Origin of the sequence: Pseudoclavibacter sp. CFCC 11306, assembly GCF_008831235.1 — a bacterium.
Classification (GTDB): domain Bacteria; phylum Actinomycetota; class Actinomycetes; order Actinomycetales; family Microbacteriaceae; genus Pseudoclavibacter_A.
On record NZ_WBKF01000001.1, the window covers coordinates 288,858 to 304,860 of the forward strand.

Below are 16,003 nucleotides of genomic sequence, written 5' to 3' on the forward strand. Positions count from 1 at the left end.
AACGGCGCAGCACCCACAGCGAGCGAGACGACGGCGCAGGCTCGCCTCTCGAAGCAGGCAGAGGCAGACCAGTCGGAATCCGCTGAGACTCGCAGCGCACATCCCGGTCGCATGCAGAAACGAGCCAACGACCGTATCGAGGTGCGCGGCGCGCGGGTGCACAACCTGCGCAACATCGATGTGAGCTTTCCCCGCGATTCGTTGGTGCTCTTCACCGGGCTCAGCGGCTCGGGCAAGTCGTCACTCGCCTTCGACACCATCTTCGCCGAGGGGCAGCGTCGCTACGTCGAGAGCCTCTCTGCCTATGCGCGGCAGTTTCTCGGGCAGGTCGACCGCCCCGACGTCGACTTCATCGAGGGGCTGAGCCCCGCGGTCTCGATCGATCAGAAGTCGACGAACCGCAACCCGCGGTCGACCGTCGGCACCATCACCGAGATCTACGACTATCTGAGACTGCTGTTCAGCCGTGCGGGCACTCCGCATTGCCCGGTGTGCGACGCGGTGATTCAGCGTCAGACGGTGCAGCAGATCGTCGACGAACTGCTCAAACTGCCAGAGGGCACGCGCTTCCAAGTGCTCGCCCCGGTGGTGCGTCAGCGCAAGGGCGAGTTCGTCGACCTTCTGGCCAACCTGCAGGCCCAGGGCTTCGCACGTGCCGTCGTCGACGGAGAGACTGTGCAGCTCTCAGAGGCGCCCAAGCTGAAGAAGACCTTCAAACACGACATCTCGGTGGTCGTCGACCGTCTGGTTGCGCGGCCGGGAATCGACACGCGGCTCACCGATTCGGTCGAGACGGCGCTGAAAGCGGCGGACGGACTGGTGATCGCCGACTTCGTCGATCGCTCCGATGACGACGAGTCAGGGGAGCGTCAGCGGGTCTTCAGCGAAGACCTCTCGTGCCCCAACGGCCACACCATCACGGTCACCGACTTCGAACCGCGGACCTTCTCGTTCAACGCACCCTTCGGCGCCTGCCCCGAGTGCTCCGGCCTCGGCACGGCGATGAGCGTCGACGAAGAACTGGTCATCGGCGACCCTGAGGCGTCGATTCACGACGGAGCCATTCTGCCGTGGAGCACGCAGAGCAAAGGGCTCTCGCACTTCTTCGAGCACGTGCTCGAAGGCCTGGCCGATGAGAACGGCTTCTCGCTCGACACGTCATGGCACAAGCTCAGTGCGAAAGCCCGGGCGCTGGTGCTCAACGGCAAAGACTTCAACGTGAAGGTGCGCTACCGCAACCGCTTCGGACGCGAGATCAAGTACACCAGCGGGTTCGAAGGAGTGCTGCCCTACGTGCACCGTCATTGGCTCGAAGCCGAGAGCGACGCGCAGCGTGATCGCTACGAACCGTACCTGCGCGAGGTGCCCTGCTCAGTGTGCCACGGAGCCCGACTGAAGCCAGAGGTGCTCTCGGTCAAAGTCGACGGCCTCAGCATCTGGGACGTCGTCAAGATGCCGCTCGACCAGACCGCCGAGTTCTTCAGCCACCTGCGTCTCGGCCAGCGTGAGACGGCAATCGCCGAGCCGGTGCTGCGCGAGGTGCGCGCCCGACTCGACTTTCTGCTCGAGGTCGGCCTCGACTACCTCTCGCTCTCGCGTACTGCTGGAACGCTCTCCGGCGGTGAGGCCCAGCGCATCCGCCTGGCGACGCAGATCGGATCAGGTCTGACCGGAGTGCTGTACGTGCTCGACGAGCCCTCGATCGGGCTGCACCAACGTGACAACCGCCGGCTGATCGCGACGCTGCGCAAGCTTCGAGATCTCGGCAACACGCTGCTCGTGGTCGAGCACGACGAAGAGACCATTCAGGCAGCCGACTGGATCGTCGACATCGGCCCGGGTGCGGGCGTCAACGGCGGCCGAGTGATTCACTCGGGCAGTTACGAGGCCCTGCTGCAGAATCGCGACTCGATCACGGGCGACTACTTGGCGGGGCGCCGCAGCATCCCGCTGCCCGAGAAGCGACACCGCACCTCGAAGCAGCGACAGATCTCGGTGGTGGGCGCTCGTGAGAACAATCTGCGCGACGTCGACGTGAGCTTCCCGATCGGGGTGATGACCGTGGTGACCGGGGTCAGCGGTTCGGGCAAGTCTACGCTGGTCAATGACATCCTCTATCGCGTGCTCGCTCAGAAGCTCAACCATGCGCGCAACGTGGCCGGCAAACACACTCGCATCACCGGCATCTCACAGCTCGACAAAGTGGTGCACGTCGATCAGAGTCCGATCGGCCGCACTCCGCGGTCGAACCCGGCGACCTACACTGGAGTGTTCGATCAGATTCGCAAGCTCTTCGCGCAGACGCCCGAGGCTCAGGCGCGCGGGTACCTTCCAGGTCGCTTCTCGTTCAACGTCAAGGGAGGCCGCTGCGAGGCCTGCAACGGCGACGGCACGCTCAAGATCGAGATGAACTTTCTGCCAGACGTCTATGTCGACTGCGAGGTCTGCCACGGCGCTCGATACAACCGCGACACGCTCGCCGTGCGCTACAAGGGCAAGAACATCGCCGAGGTGCTCGACATGTCCATCGCTCAGGCCGCCGAGTTCTTCGAGCCGATCAACAGCATCCACCGTTACATGAAGACGCTGGTCGACGTCGGGCTCGGCTACGTGACCTTGGGGCAGAGCGCCACGACGCTCTCGGGCGGAGAGGCCCAGCGCGTGAAGCTCGCCACCGAACTGCAGCGTCGTTCGAACGGGCGAAGCGTCTATGTGCTCGACGAGCCCACGACGGGTCTGCACTTCGAAGACGTGCGCAAGCTGCTCATCGTGCTGCGCGAACTCGTCGACAAGGGCAATACGGTGATCGTCATCGAGCACAACCTCGACGTGATCAAGAGCGCCGACTGGATCATCGACATGGGGCCTGAGGGCGGCTCGGGCGGTGGCACGGTCGTCGCTGAGGGCACCCCGGAAGAGGTCGCCCGGGTGCCTGAGAGCCACACTGGAGCATTCCTGGCCGAGATCTTCGACCGAAATGCCGCGACGCCCCCGGCTGAGGGCGCAGCGACGAGTTCGGCGGGGAAGGCCCGCTGACCGTGGCCGAAGACCTCTCGTGGCGACCGCGCACGGGTGACATCCCGTCGAAGCCGGGAGTGTACCGGTGGCTCGACGCCAACGGCCGCGTGATCTACGTCGGCAAGGCGAAGAACCTGCGTGCACGGCTCAGCAGCTACTTCGCTCCGCTGCACACGCTGCACGAGCGCACTCGACGCATGGTCACGACCGCCCGTGAGCTGCGGTGGACGATCGTGGGCAGCGAGTTCGAGGCGCTGCAGCTCGAATACACCTGGATCAAAGAGTTCGATCCGCCGTTCAACGTGCAGTTCAAAGACGACAAGTCGTACCCGTACCTCGCACTCACGATGTCCGAAGAGATCCCTCGCGTCACGATCACACGGGGCCGGCACAAAAAGGGCGATCGATACTTCGGGCCGTATGTCAAGGTCTACGACCTGCGCTCGACCATCGACTCACTGCTCAAAGTGTTCCCGATGCGCAGCTGCAAGGCCTCCACGCTGAAGCGCGCACAGCGCACCGGCAAGCCCTGTCTGCTCGGCGACATCGGCAAATGCTCGGCCCCCTGCGTCGGTCGGGTCTCGATCGAAGAGCACAGAGAGACCGCTCGGCACGTGATCCGCTTCATGGCAGGTCAGGATCAGACCTATATTCGTGACCTGCGGCAGCGGATGCAGCGCGCCAGCGACGACCTCGAGTTCGAGCAGGCGGCGCGGCTGCGTGATCAGCTGCAGGCCCTCGACTCCGTGCTCGCCTCGACGGCGGTCGTGCTCTCCGACCACGAGAACGCCGACGTGCTCGGCATCAGCGACGACGATCTGCACGCAGCCGTGCACGTGTTCATGGTTCGCGGCGGACGCATTCGCGGCGTGCGCACCTGGCTCATCGACAAAGAGCTCGAGATGCCTGACTCCGAGTTCCTGGCTCAGGCGCTGCAGCACGTCTATCTCGATGATGCGGATCGTCCCCTGACCGTGCCGGTGCAGATTCTGCTGCCTGCGATGCCGGCGGATGCCGAGGCCGTCACCGAGCTGCTCGAGCGTCGTCGGGGCGGTCCGGTCCATCTTCGCGTGCCGCAGCGCGGTGAGAAGCTCTCGCTGCAGCAGACGGTCACCACGAACGCCGCTGAGGCGCTGAGGCAGTACAAGATGAAGCGTGCCAGCGACTATGTGGCGCGCAGCAGCGCTCTGACCGAGATCGCGCGGGCGCTGGGCATGAGCGAAGCGCCGCTGCGCATGGAGTGCTACGACATCTCACATCTCGGCGGCACCGATGTCGTGGCCTCGATGGTGGTCTTCGAAGACGGCCTGCCGAAGAAGCGGGACTACCGCAAGTTCTCGATCGTGGGCACCAACGACGACACCGCCTCGATCCACCAGGTCATCTCACGTCGTCTCGCACATCTGCGGGAGCAGCAGAGTCCGGCGGGATCGCCCTCGGATGCTCCCCGAGACCCTCGGCAGAACTCGTTCCAGTACTTTCCGAGCCTCATCATCGTCGACGGCGGTGCACCTCAGGTGGCGGCCGCGAAGCGTGCGCTCGAAGAGCACGGGTTCGCCGACCGCATCGCGTTGGCCGGCATCGCCAAACGCCTCGAGGAGCTCTGGGTGCCGGACGACGACTACCCGGTGATCCTCCCGCGCAACAGCGAGGCGATGTTCATGGTGCAGCGCATCCGTGACGAGGCCCATCGATTCGCGATCACCTACCAGCGCAACTCCCGCACCAAAGCCTATGAGACCGACCTCGCCGCAGTGCCGGGCATCGGCGACCGTCGCGCACGCGATCTGCTGCGTCACTTCGGCTCTCCGGCCCGTGTAGCCGAGGCCGGCGTCGATGAGCTCTGCGCCGTGCCCGGCATCGGCGCGACGACGGCCCAGAGACTCGCTGAATGGCAGCACCGCAATCGGGCTAAGGTTGATGATCATGAAGGCGAGCGTGAGCGAGACAGTGCAGAGTGACCCCGTGCAGGCGGACTCTGCGACGTCCGCAGGCGCGCAGCCGAACGCAGAGCGCAGCGAGTTTCTGATCCTGACCGGGCTCTCAGGTGCCGGACGCTCGACCGTTGCGAACGCGCTTGAAGATATGGGCTGGTACGTGATCGACAACCTGCCGCCCAAGATGCTGGTTCCGCTGGCGCACTTCGTCGAAGACGGCGAGCACGACATCCGTCGCCTGGCTGTCGTCATCGACGTGCGCGGGGGCACGGTGTTCAGCGATCTCGACGCACAGCTCGATGCGCTCAACGGCCTCGCCGTGCCGATGCGTGTGGTCTATCTCGAGGCGAGCGACGCCGAACTCGTTCGGCGATTCGAGAAGGTGCGGCGTCCGCACCCGCTGCAGAGCGGTGGCACGCTGGTCGAGCGCATCCGGGCTGAGCGTCAGCTGCTTGCGGGACTGCGCGGTCGTGCCGACACCATCATCGACACCACCGGTCTCAACGTGCATCAGCTGACCAACCGTGCCTTTGACCTCTTCGGCGGCGACCAGGCCGACACCGTCACCGTGACGATCACCAGTTTCGGCTTCAAATACGGCATTCCGCTCGACGCCGACATGGTGGCAGACATGCGCTTTCTGCCGAATCCGTTCTGGGTCGAAGAGCTTCGAGCGCACACCGGTGCTGACGACGATGTGAGAGAATATGTGCTCGGCCAGCCAGGAGCACAGGAGTTCCTGAGTGACTACGAGCGTGTGCTGGGCACAGTGATAGACGGATATCTGCGTGAGAACAAGCGTCACGCGATGTTCGCCTTCGGGTGCACGGGAGGCAAACATCGCTCGGTGGCCACGGCGAACGAGATGGCGCGCAGACTGCGCAAACACCCAGATCTCATCGTCGAAGTCACACACAGAGACCTTGGAAAGGAATGACCTGCGGTGCCACTGACAGCCCAAGTCAAACAGGAGCTCATGAGGCACCGATACCCGACCGGTCGACTGCGCGCAGCTGAGCTCGCCAGTCTGCTGCGTTTCGCGGGCGGTCTGCATCACATCTCCGGTCATATCGTCATCGAGGTCGTGCTCGACTCTCCCGAACTCACTGAACGGGTGCGGCGCGGCCTTGCCGAACTGTACGGTGCTCCGGCACAGCTCGTCGAGAGCGTCGGAGCACCCGGCGAGTACGTGCTGCGCATCCCGCGCGGGGGAGAGATTCTGGCTCGCCAGACCGGGATGACCGACACCCGCAATCGTCCCGTGCGCGGTCTGCCGAGCGCGTTGGTCAACGGTTCGCCCGAGATCTCCTGCGCCGTCTGGCGGGGAGCGTTTCTGGCGGCCGGCTCGCTGAGCGATCCCGGGCGCAGCTCGGCACTCGAAGTGGTGTGCCCGGTCGCTGAGGCGGCGATGGCCCTCGTGGGCACGGCCCGTCGCGTCGGCGTCGTCACGAAGGCACGCGAGATCCGCGGGTCGCACCGAGTGGTGGTGCGCGAGCCCGAGGCGATCGCGACGATGCTGCGCCTGCTCGGCGCGACGCATACGCTCGAAGAGTGGGAAGAGGTGCGGCACCGTCGTGAAGTGCGAGCCAACGTCAACCGACTGGTGAACTTCGACGACGCGAACCTGCGGCGCTCGGCTCAGGCAGCCGTCGCAGCCAGCGCGCGCGTCGAGCGGGCGCTCGAGATCCTCGGCGACGACATCCCCGATCATCTGCGTCAGGCAGGCGATCTTCGCCTGCAGCACCGGCAGGCGAGTCTCGACGAACTGGGCCGCCTCGCCGATCCCGTGCTGACGAAGGATGCCGTGGCCGGTCGCATCCGTCGTCTGCTGGCCATGGCCGATCGCCGTGCGAAAGAGCTGGGAGTGCCGGGCACCGAGGCCAACGTGCCCGACAGCGTGCGCTGATCGACCCTCAGACAGGTGCGCACGCCGTCTTCAGGCAATTGACCGAACAAGCATTTCGCGGTCAGTGAACGTCGTATGACATTGCGCATCTCTTGCGTCGTTCGCCGCCACAGCTGAGTACACTCGCACACAGGGCGGTCGGTTTCGACCGTCACATCTGTGAACTGTGAGGAGTTGTCATGTCTGTCTACACCCTTCCCGATCTTCCCTACGATTACTCGGCGCTGGAGCCGTCGATCAGCGGAAAGATCATGGAGCTGCATCACGACAAGCACCATGCGAACTACGTCAAGGGCGCCAACAGCGCACTCGAGAAGCTCGAGGCCGCTCGCGAGGGCGGCAGCTACGGCGACATCAACCAGCTTGAGAAGGATCTCGCCTTCAACCTGGCCGGCCACGTCAACCACACCATCTTCTGGACCAACCTCGGCCCCGACACGCAGCGTCCCGAGGGTGAGCTCGACGCCGCCATCACCGAGTTCTTCGGCTCGTTCGAGAACTTCCAGGCGCAGTTCGCGGCCGCAGCGCTGGGCATCCAGGGTTCGGGCTGGGCTGCCCTGTCATGGGACAGCCTCGGCCAGCGCCTCATCATCGAGCAGCTGCACGATCACCAGTCGAACCACGCTGCGGCGACCGTGCCGGTGTTCCTGGTCGACATGTGGGAGCACGCCTTCTACCTCGACTACCTGAACGTGAAGGCCGACTACGTCAAGGCGATCTGGAACATCGCGAACTGGCAGAACGTCGCCGAGCGCTTCGCAGCCGCCAAGAACGGCACTCAGGGCATCATCACCCTCTGACCGTCCCGGGCCGAAGAGGCGGACGATCGCCTCAGCGCACAGACCGAGAGACACTCCCGGTCGACCGAGCACCCCACGCATCCGACGGATGCCGTGGGGTGCTTTGCGTTTCGGGGGATGGATCTCGCTGCGACGGTCGGCCTCTTCGAGCGCCCGAGCGGCGGAGCCTGACGGAGTTCAGTAGAATGGCTGTGGCGGGACATCTCCCGTCGAATACGTGACGCATCGAAGCATCGAAGGAGAACGCTCGTGACAGTTCGGGTTGGGATCAACGGATTCGGTCGCATCGGCAGGACTGTCCTGCGTGCGGCTCTCGACCAGCAGGACACCAATTTCGAGATCGTCGCCGCGAACGACCTTCGCGACCTGGAGACCCAGGCTCACCTGCTCAAGTACGATTCCGTGCACGGCATCTGGGACCATGACGTCGAGACGGCACCGGGCAAGCTCATCGTCGACGGCCGTGAGATCACGGCGCTCAGCTCACGCGATCCTCGCGAGCTCGGCTGGGGCGATCAGGGCGTCGACATCGTGATCGAGGGCACCGGCAAGTTCAACGACGCCGACAACGCCCGGGCTCATATCGAGGCGGGGGCCAAGAAGGTCATCATCACGGCTCCGGCCAAGCACGAAGACGCCACATTCGTCATGGGCGTCAACGACGACCTCTACGATCCCGAGCGACACGACGTCATCTCGAACGCGTCGTGCACCACGAACTGCCTCGCGCCCCTGCTGAAGCCGTTCCTCGACACCTTCGGCATCGAACGCGGCCTCATGACCACCGTGCACGCATACACCGGCGACCAGCGTCTCGTCGACTCCAAGCACAAAGACCTGCGCCGTGCCCGCGCGGCCGCGATCAACATCGTGCCGACCACGACGGGTGCCGCCAAGGCCATCGGCCTCGTCATCCCCGAGCTCAAGGGCAAGCTCGACGGCTATGCCGTGCGCGTGCCGGTGCCCGACGGCTCGCTGACCGATGTGACGATCGAGTCGTCGAAGCAGGTCACGGTCGACGACATCCTCGCCGTCTACCGCGAGGCGGCTGCCACCACGCTCAAGGGCTACCTGCAGTACAGCGAGGCTCCCATCGTCTCGAGCGACATCGTCGGCAACCAGTACTCGACCGTCTTCGACGCCCCTCTGGTTCGCGTCGTCGGCAGCACGGTGAAACTCGTCGGCTGGTACGACAACGAGTTCGGCTACTCGAGCCGCGTCGTCGACCTGACCAAGCTCGTCGCGTCGAAGCTGGGCTGAGCCTGCACATGTCTCTCAAGACGATTGAATCGCTCGGCTCGCTCGCCGGACGCCGCGTCATCGTGCGCAGCGACCTCAATGTGCCGCTCAAAGACGGCGCCATCACCGATGACGGCCGCATCCGTGCATCGCTGCCGACGTATCGTCGGCTGCTCGAAGCCGGTGCCAGCCTGATCATCGTGGCCCACCTGGGGCGCCCCAAAGGACAGGTCGTTCCCGAGCTCTCACTCGAGCCGGTGGCCGTGCGCCTGGGCGAGCTGCTGGGCACGGAGGTCGCGTTCGCGACCGACACCGTGGGCGACTCCGCCCGTCAGCAGATCGGTGAGCTCGGAGAGGGCGGCGTCGTACTGCTCGAGAATCTGCGCTTCAACGCCGCTGAGACGTCGAAGGACGCAGAGGAGCGCCGTGCGTTCGCCGCACAGCTCGCCGCATTCGGCGACGCGTTCGTATCAGACGGTTTCGGCGTCGTGCATCGCAAACAGGCCAGCGTGTACGAGCTGGCCACCCTGCTGCCGCACGCCGCGGGGCTGCTGATCGAGACCGAGCTGCAGGCCCTCGGCCATCTGCTCGGCTCGCCGGAGCATCCCTACACTGTCGTGCTCGGCGGAGCGAAGGTCTCAGACAAGCTCGCCGTCATCGACAATCTGCTGCCCAAAGTCGATCACCTGCTCATCGGCGGAGGAATGGTGTACACCTTCTTGGCCGCACGCGGCGAGAAGATCGGCAAGAGCCTGGTCGAGGCAGATCAGATCGACACCGTGCGCGGCTATCTCGACGAGGCCGAGCGCCTCGGCGTGCACCTGCAGCTTCCGGTCGACATCATCGTGGCCGACCGCTTCGCAGAAGACGCCGCCCACCGCGTGACCGCGGTCGATGCGATCGAAGCGAGCGATCTCGGCGCCGACGTCATGGGACTCGACGTTGGCCCCAAGACCGCCGAACAGTTCGCCGAGGTCATCCGGCAGTCGAAGACCGTGTTCTGGAACGGCCCGATGGGCGTGTTCGAGTTCGCGGCGTTCGCCGGCGGCACCCGTGCCGTCGCGCGTGCGCTGACCGAGACCGAGGGGTACAGCGTCGTCGGAGGCGGTGACTCGGCTGCGGCCGCACGTTCCTTCGGCTACACCGAGCGTGACTTCGGCCACATCTCGACCGGCGGCGGCGCCGGCCTCGAACTGCTCGAAGGCAAGGCTCTGCCCGGCCTCGACGTGCTGGGGTGGTCGGCCGAATGAGTCTGCGCAACAGCAAACGAACCGAGGACCGTTCCGCAGGAGCGCACCCCGTCGGGGAGCGCACTCCGCTGATCGCGGGCAACTGGAAGATGAACATCGACCATCTGCACGCCATCGCGCTGGTGCAGAAGGTCGCCTGGACGCTGCGTGACGCCGATCACGACTTCGACGACGTCGAAGTGGCCGTCTTCCCGCCGTTCACCGACCTGCGGTCGGTGCAGTCGCTGGTCGCGGCTGACAAACTGCCGATCACCTTCGGCGCGCAGGATGTCTCCGAACACGACCACGGGGCATTCACCGGAGACATCTCGGGTGCCTTCCTGAACCGCCTCGACGCCAAGTACGCGATCGTCGGGCACTCTGAGCGACGGTCGTACCACCACGAAGACGACGCTCAGGTCGGACGCAAGGCTCTGGCGGCAATCCGCCACGGGCTGGTTCCGCTGATCTGCGTCGGTGAGACGGCAGCCGACCTTGAGGCGAAAGGCCCGGCGGCGGTTCCCGTCCAGCAGCTTCAGGGGGCAGTGTCCGAGTTCGCAGCTGAACTGGCCAAGCGTGCGGATGCCGGCGAGACGGCCGAGATCGTCATCGCCTACGAGCCGGTGTGGGCCATCGGCAGCGGGAAGGCCGCGACTGCGCAGCAGGCCCAAGAAGTCATCGGGCGTCTGCGCGGAGCCCTCGGAGAGGCGCTGCGCGCGCCGCTGGGGGCCGAGCGTGCCGACGCCGTCGCAGCGGCCACGCGCATCCTCTACGGCGGCTCGGTCGCCGTCGACAACGTCGCGGGCTTCCTCGCTCAGCCCGACATCGACGGTGCCCTGGTGGGCGGCGCGAGCCTCGATGCCGCCAGCTTTGCGGGCATCGCTCAGTTTCGTCGTCACGTGCGCACCGCCTGACGTCTGGCGACCCGCCGCCGTGCGGAAGATGCCGTCGGGTGACATCCCCGGTATACTGGCGGATGTTGCCCGGCTCCGTGCTGGGCATCCTGACGACGAAAGGCCATCGTGACTGCTCTCATCATCGTGCTCAATGTGCTGCTGACAGTGACCAGCATCCTGCTGACACTGCTCATCCTGCTGCACAAGGGGCGTGGCGGCGGCCTGAGCGACATGTTCGGCGGCGGCACCACCAGCAGCCTCAGTGCGTCGGGCGTGGCCCAGCGCAACCTGAATCGCATCACCGTCGTGGTCTCAGTGCTCTGGTTCGTCTCGATCGTCGGCATCGGCCTGATGATTCGTTTCGGCCAGATCTGACCGCACACTCAGCTCCACAGTGACCCACACAACGGCCCCGAAGTACGGGCCGGCGCTGATCGGCGCCCTCGGCCTGCTCAGCATGGTCGCACCTCTGGCGACCGATATGTACCTGCCGGGGTTCCCCCTGGTCTCAGGCGACCTGCAGACTTCACAGGCGTCGGTGCAGCTCACTCTCTCGCTCTTCATGCTCGGCATGGGCGGCGGGCAGCTGTTCTGGGGGCCGGCCAGTGACATGCTCGGTCGGCGTCGGCCGCTGCTCGCGGCCGGAGCGCTCTTCGTCGTCTCGAGCCTGTTCGCCACGATGTCACCGAGCATCGTGTGGCTCTGCATCTGGCGTTTCATCCAGGGGTTCAGCGGGTGTGCCGGCGTCGTCATCGGTCGCGCCATCGCTCGTGATGTCAGCCACGGCGTGCAGCTGGCGAGACTCTTCGGCTTCATCGGCATCGTCAACGGTCTCGCGCCTGTGCTCGCTCCGGTCGCCGGTGGCCTGCTCATTCCTCACATCGGCTGGCGAGGCGTGCTGTGGGTGCTCACCTGCGTGGCCGTGCTGATGCTGCTCGCGAGTGTCTTCGTGCTGGGGGAGTCTCTGCCGGCCACCGGACGGGTGCGTGGCGGGCTCCGAGAGGTCGGCAGCATGCTCGGCTCTGTCATGCGAGACCGGTCGTTCATCGGGTTCACCCTCATGCAGGTCTTCGGCTTCGGCGTGCTCTTCACCTGGATCTCGAGCTCTTCTGTCGTGCTTCAGCTCGTCTACGGCCTCGACGAACGCCAGTTCTCTCTCTGCATGGCGATCTTCGCAGTCGGCACATTGGCCGCCGGCGTGCTCAATACGCGTCTCGTGCGCCGTCTGGGCATGTGGCGTCTGCTGGTGACCGCCGTCGTCTTTCAGGCGTGCTGCGCCGTGGTTCTGTTCGTCGTCGTGTCGGCGACGGATGCCGGCACAGGATCGAGCGCACCGGCTCTCTGGGCTCTGCTCGTGCTGGTCAGCCTCGCAGGGGCGCCGTTCCCCGTCATCATCGCCAACAGCACGGCGCTGGGACTGGGCCGACAGCGGCGTGGCGCAGGCATCGCATCCGCGCTCATGGGCGCTTCGCAGTATGCACTGGCAGCTGCGGTCACCCCGATGGTCACGATCACTGGGAGCATTTCGCTTCACACCGTCGTGGCGGTCATGCTCGCCTGCGCGCTGGTGGCGGCCTTCGCAGCGTTGCTCTGCACGAAGGAGTCCCGCGCCCTGCACTTCGGCTGACCGAGCCACGTCGCGTCAGCCGCGGTGCGGCCGCATCAGCTCTGCGGAGTGCTGATGAGCAGAGTCGAACGACGCCCCCGGGCCAGTCCTGCAGGCAGAGGCTCGCCGGCGAGGATCTCTCGAACGGCAGCACGCTTCTCGTCGCCGCAGGCGATGAGCACGACATGGCTGGCGGCGCGGATCGTGCTGAGCGTCAGCGACACCCGAGTCGGGGGAGGCTTCGGACTGCTGCGCACGGCGATGGTGCTGGCGGGGCTGTCGCTCGAACCCGCAACAGCGCTCTGATGGTGGGGAAAGATCGAGGCGACGTGCCCGTCGGGGCCCACACCAAGCAGCACGAGGTCGAGCGCCGGCAGTGCTGACTCCGGATCGCGCTGCGACACATTGGTGGCGAGATCGACGGCATAGGCCGAGGCGGCGGCCTCGACGGAGATCCCGTCGTCTGCAGCGGCGATGCGATGCAGCTCGGCTTCGGCGAAGGCTGCTCGACGGTGCTGCGCGTCGAGCGCCACCACATCGTTGCGATCGGCCGAGCCTCGGTCGACCCACCGTTCGTCTCCGTACCAGAGGTGCACCATCGACCAGTCGATCTCGGCGTGCTCGGCGAGTGTCTGAGTCACGGCCGAGCCCGATCCGCCGCCGGTCAGCGCCAGATTGAACGCACGAGCCGACACCGCTTGTTCGCCGGACAGACCCGGTGAGTCGGCGAAGGGATTCTCGGTGCGGCGTCTCGCGGCGAACGCGCTGAGACGCTGCAGCACCGTTTCGACGGCCGCGGAAACGCCCGCCTGGACGTTCGGCACCTGCAGATGGGTGAGCGGCGGTCGCGTGACGCCGGCTGCTGACTCGGGCTCAGGCGTCATCATCGTCGCCCTGTGCTTCGAGAATCAGCGGCAGTCCCGAGCGCAGCACTTCGCCGAAGACGCGGTCCTGGTCGAGTCGGCGCAGCTCCTCAGAGAGACACTCCGCTTCGGTGCGCTGGGTGAGGGGCAGCTGCTGCTCGGGGAGCCCCGGGAGCGTGAGCCGGCTCATGCCTGCGGCCGGATCGCCGCAGAGAACGATGTCTCCGTCGGGGCGGGTGAGTCGGACCTCGGACACCGGCAGTGACGACGTCGAGTCGTGCATGGCGACGGGAACGCCGAGACGCAGCGCCAGCCACGCGGAGAGCAGCAGGAACTCCGGCGAGTTCGGGCTGCCGGTGAGCGCAGCGGCTGTCACGGTCAGATGCGGAGGCTGGTCGAGAGTCGCCGCGAGCTGGGCGCGCAGCACGCTGATCTGCGACCATGCCAGGTCGGTGTCGCCCGGTCGATAGGCGCGGGCGGCGTCGAGCAGAGAACCGACCGGATCGCTGCAGCGGCCGACGTCTGAGACACGCCGAGCCGCGAGTTCTGCGAGCGACCCGAGCGGGGCATCCACATCGCCGTTGGCCAGCCAGAGCACGACCGGGGCATCGGGCAGCAGCAGACCGATCACGATCGTGTCAAGGGCCGAGGCGACCGCACCGAGGGCGCGCATCACGATCACCTCGCTGGCGCCAGTGTCGTTGCCGAGGCGCAGCTGTGCGTCGAGCCGGTCGGCGTCGGCTTCGGGCTGCGGGATCAGCACGAGCACCCGCATCGGATGCTCCTGAGACGCGGCGACTGCGGTGGCGATCGCTCGTGCCTCGTCGTCGGCTCGTGCGATCACGACCAGTGTGAGCACGCGTCCTAGAGCGCTGAAGCCGGTGGCCTCGCGCTCCCGACTCAGCCGCTTCGAGATCGACGGCGTGTCTGTGTCAGTGAGATCGATGATCATGGGCGACGCCACTCTCTGTTGTCGAGGGCCAGCATGCGATCGGCACTGGAGGGCCCCCATGTGCCGGCTCGGTAGCCCTCTGGGCGGCCGTTCGAGGCCCAGAACTGCTCGATCGGGTCGAGCACCTGCCAGCCGAGTTCGACCTCGCGGTGTCGCGGAAACAGGGGCGGGTCGCCGAGCAGCACGTCGAGGATCAGCCGTTCGTAGGCTTCAGGGCTGGCCTCGGCGAACGAGTGGCCGTAGGTGAAGTCCATGCTCACGTCGCGCACCGTCATGTTGGTGTCGGGCACCTTCGAGCCGAAGCGCAGCGTGATGCCCTCGTCGGGCTGCACGCGGATGACCAGGGCGTTCGGGCCGAGCGCGGCGGTCTGATGGGTGCCGAAGAGCTGCTGCGGAATCTGCTTGAAGACGAGGGCGATCTCGGTCACGCGGCGGCCGAGTCGTTTGCCGGCTCGCAGGTAGAAGGGCACACCGGCCCAGCGGCGTGTGTGCACGTCGACGCGGAATGCGGCGTAGGTCTCGGTGACGGAGTCGGGCGCGATGCCCTCCTCGTCCAGATAGCCGCGCACCTGTCGGCCGCCCTGCCACCCGCCCAAGTACTGTCCGCGTGCGGTGTGCACCGCAAGATCGTCGGGCAGACCGAGCGCGCCCAGCACCTTGATCTTCTCTCTTCTCAGGGCAGACGGGGTGAGCGACGTGGGCTCTTCCATCGCCGTCAGAGCCAGCAGCTGCAGCAGGTGGTTCTGGATGACGTCGCGCGCTGCGCCGATGCCGTCGTAATAGCCCGCACGGCCGCCGATGCCGATGTCTTCGGCCATGGTGATCTGCACGTGATCGACGTAGTTGGCGTTCCAGAGCGGCTCGAAGATCGAGTTGGCGAATCGGAACGCCAGAATGTTCTGCACGGTCTCTTTGCCGAGGTAATGGTCGATGCGAAAGATGTCGTCTGGCGCGAACACCCGCTCGACGACCGCGTTCAGCGCCTGAGCACTGCGCAGGTCGTGCCCGAAGGGCTTCTCGATGACGACACGACGCCAGGTCTGATCGTCGTGGTTGGCCAGCCCCTGACGAGCCAGGTGGTCGCAGACGGCCGAGAAGTGGCGCGGCGGGATCGACAGATAGAACGCCGCGTTGCCTCGAGTGCCGCGCGTGCGCGCCAGCTCCGAGAGCGTGTCGTCGAGGGCGATGTAGGCGTCCGGGTCGTCGAAGGCACCGGTCACGAACCGCAGGCCGGCAGCCAGCTGATCCCACACCTTCTGACGAAACGGCGTGCGAGCACCGTTCCTGACCGCTGTCAGCACGAATTCGGCGAACTGCTGATCGCTCCACTCGCGACGCCCGAAGCCGACCAGACTGAACGCCGGCGAGAGCAGGCCTCGGTTGGCGAGGTCGTAGATCGCCGGCAGCAGTTTGCGCTGGGCGAGGTCGCCGGTGACGCCGAAGATCACCAGGGCGGCCGGCCCCGCGATGCGCAGCAGCCGACGATCGTTGCTGCTGCGCAACGGGTTCAGCTGCAGATCAGCGGGCTGCATCGCCAGCTGCTCGAACGGACCCCGA

General features: G+C 66.1%; 13 protein-coding genes. 10 read left to right on the plus strand and 3 right to left on the minus strand.

Annotation, left to right across the window (positions count from 1 at the left end; all coding sequences use genetic code 11):
* Nucleotides 1-111: 111 nt before the first annotated feature.
* The 10 genes from uvrA (at nucleotide 112) to F8O09_RS01295 (ending at nucleotide 12,652) form a co-directional block, all read left to right on the plus strand.
* Nucleotides 112-3,036, plus strand: a complete 2,925-nt coding sequence (gene uvrA, locus F8O09_RS01250; RefSeq protein WP_158054409.1) for an excinuclease ABC subunit UvrA — start codon at nucleotides 112-114, stop codon at nucleotides 3,034-3,036.
* A 2-nt stretch (nucleotides 3,037-3,038) separates the two neighbouring features.
* A complete protein-coding gene (uvrC, locus tag F8O09_RS01255; RefSeq protein ID WP_158053667.1) occupies nucleotides 3,039-4,979 on the plus strand; it encodes an excinuclease ABC subunit UvrC in 1,941 nt (646 codons plus the stop codon).
* Complete coding sequence (rapZ, locus tag F8O09_RS01260) at nucleotides 4,945-5,892, plus strand: RNase adapter RapZ (RefSeq protein ID WP_412973564.1); 948 nt, start codon at nucleotides 4,945-4,947, stop codon at nucleotides 5,890-5,892. Before uvrC ends, rapZ begins: the two co-directional genes overlap by 35 nt.
* 6 nt (nucleotides 5,893-5,898) lie before the next feature.
* Nucleotides 5,899-6,861: a DNA-binding protein WhiA gene (gene whiA, locus F8O09_RS01265; RefSeq protein ID WP_158031528.1), complete on the plus strand. Its 963-nt coding sequence runs from the start codon at nucleotides 5,899-5,901 to the stop codon at nucleotides 6,859-6,861.
* Nucleotides 6,862-7,040: 179 nt separating this feature from the next.
* Entirely contained in the window at nucleotides 7,041-7,661 is a 621-nt protein-coding gene (locus F8O09_RS01270) for a superoxide dismutase (protein WP_158053669.1), read from the plus strand.
* A gap of 249 nt (nucleotides 7,662-7,910) precedes the next feature.
* The gene (gap, locus tag F8O09_RS01275) at nucleotides 7,911-8,921 is read left to right on the plus strand and encodes a type I glyceraldehyde-3-phosphate dehydrogenase (protein WP_158031526.1); all 1,011 of its coding nucleotides are present in this window, start codon (nucleotides 7,911-7,913) and stop codon (nucleotides 8,919-8,921) included.
* Nucleotides 8,922-8,929: 8 nt separating this feature from the next.
* Entirely contained in the window at nucleotides 8,930-10,150 is a 1,221-nt protein-coding gene (locus F8O09_RS01280; protein ID WP_158053670.1) for a phosphoglycerate kinase, read from the plus strand.
* Complete coding sequence (gene tpiA, locus F8O09_RS01285; protein WP_158053671.1) at nucleotides 10,147-11,043, plus strand: triose-phosphate isomerase; 897 nt, start codon at nucleotides 10,147-10,149, stop codon at nucleotides 11,041-11,043. The genes F8O09_RS01280 and tpiA overlap by 4 nt, the downstream gene beginning before the upstream one ends.
* 108 nt (nucleotides 11,044-11,151) lie before the next feature.
* A complete protein-coding gene (gene secG / locus F8O09_RS01290; protein WP_158031523.1) occupies nucleotides 11,152-11,400 on the plus strand; it encodes a preprotein translocase subunit SecG in 249 nt (82 codons plus the stop codon).
* 19 nt (nucleotides 11,401-11,419) lie between these two features.
* Nucleotides 11,420-12,652, plus strand: coding sequence for a multidrug effflux MFS transporter (locus F8O09_RS01295; protein WP_158053672.1), 1,233 nt, complete (start codon nucleotides 11,420-11,422; stop codon nucleotides 12,650-12,652).
* Between the two features lie 35 nt (nucleotides 12,653-12,687).
* Here F8O09_RS01295 and pgl read toward each other — a convergent pair whose 3' ends face one another.
* Genes pgl through zwf form a run of 3 tightly spaced genes read right to left on the minus strand, consistent with a single transcriptional unit; the run spans nucleotide 12,688 to nucleotide 15,978 of the window.
* Nucleotides 12,688-13,515: a 6-phosphogluconolactonase gene (gene pgl / locus F8O09_RS01300; protein WP_192497508.1), complete on the minus strand. Its 828-nt coding sequence runs from the start codon at nucleotides 13,513-13,515 to the stop codon at nucleotides 12,688-12,690.
* Nucleotides 13,505-14,446, minus strand: a complete 942-nt coding sequence (locus tag F8O09_RS01305) for a glucose-6-phosphate dehydrogenase assembly protein OpcA (protein WP_192496706.1) — start codon at nucleotides 14,444-14,446, stop codon at nucleotides 13,505-13,507. Before F8O09_RS01305 ends, pgl begins: the two co-directional genes overlap by 11 nt.
* Complete coding sequence (gene zwf, locus F8O09_RS01310; RefSeq protein WP_158053674.1) at nucleotides 14,443-15,978, minus strand: glucose-6-phosphate dehydrogenase; 1,536 nt, start codon at nucleotides 15,976-15,978, stop codon at nucleotides 14,443-14,445. Before zwf ends, F8O09_RS01305 begins: the two co-directional genes overlap by 4 nt.
* Nucleotides 15,979-16,003 lie beyond the last annotated feature (25 nt).

What these genes read in the sequence shown, in the direction of transcription:
- uvrA (WP_158054409.1), top strand. Translation starts at nt 112, where the DNA reads ATGCAGAAACGAGCCAACGACCGTATCGAGGTGCGCGGCGCGCGGGTG.
- rapZ (WP_412973564.1), top strand. Translation starts at nt 4,945, where the DNA reads ATGAAGGCGAGCGTGAGCGAGACAGTGCAGAGTGACCCCGTGCAGGCG.
- F8O09_RS01270 (WP_158053669.1), top strand. Translation starts at nt 7,041, where the DNA reads ATGTCTGTCTACACCCTTCCCGATCTTCCCTACGATTACTCGGCGCTG.
- F8O09_RS01280 (WP_158053670.1), top strand. Translation starts at nt 8,930, where the DNA reads ATGTCTCTCAAGACGATTGAATCGCTCGGCTCGCTCGCCGGACGCCGC.
- tpiA (WP_158053671.1), top strand. Translation starts at nt 10,147, where the DNA reads ATGAGTCTGCGCAACAGCAAACGAACCGAGGACCGTTCCGCAGGAGCG.
- pgl (WP_192497508.1), bottom strand. Translation starts at nt 13,515, where the DNA reads ATGACGCCTGAGCCCGAGTCAGCAGCCGGCGTCACGCGACCGCCGCTC.
- F8O09_RS01305 (WP_192496706.1), bottom strand. Translation starts at nt 14,446, where the DNA reads ATGATCATCGATCTCACTGACACAGACACGCCGTCGATCTCGAAGCGG.
- zwf (WP_158053674.1), bottom strand. Translation starts at nt 15,978, where the DNA reads ATGCAGCCCGCTGATCTGCAGCTGAACCCGTTGCGCAGCAGCAACGAT.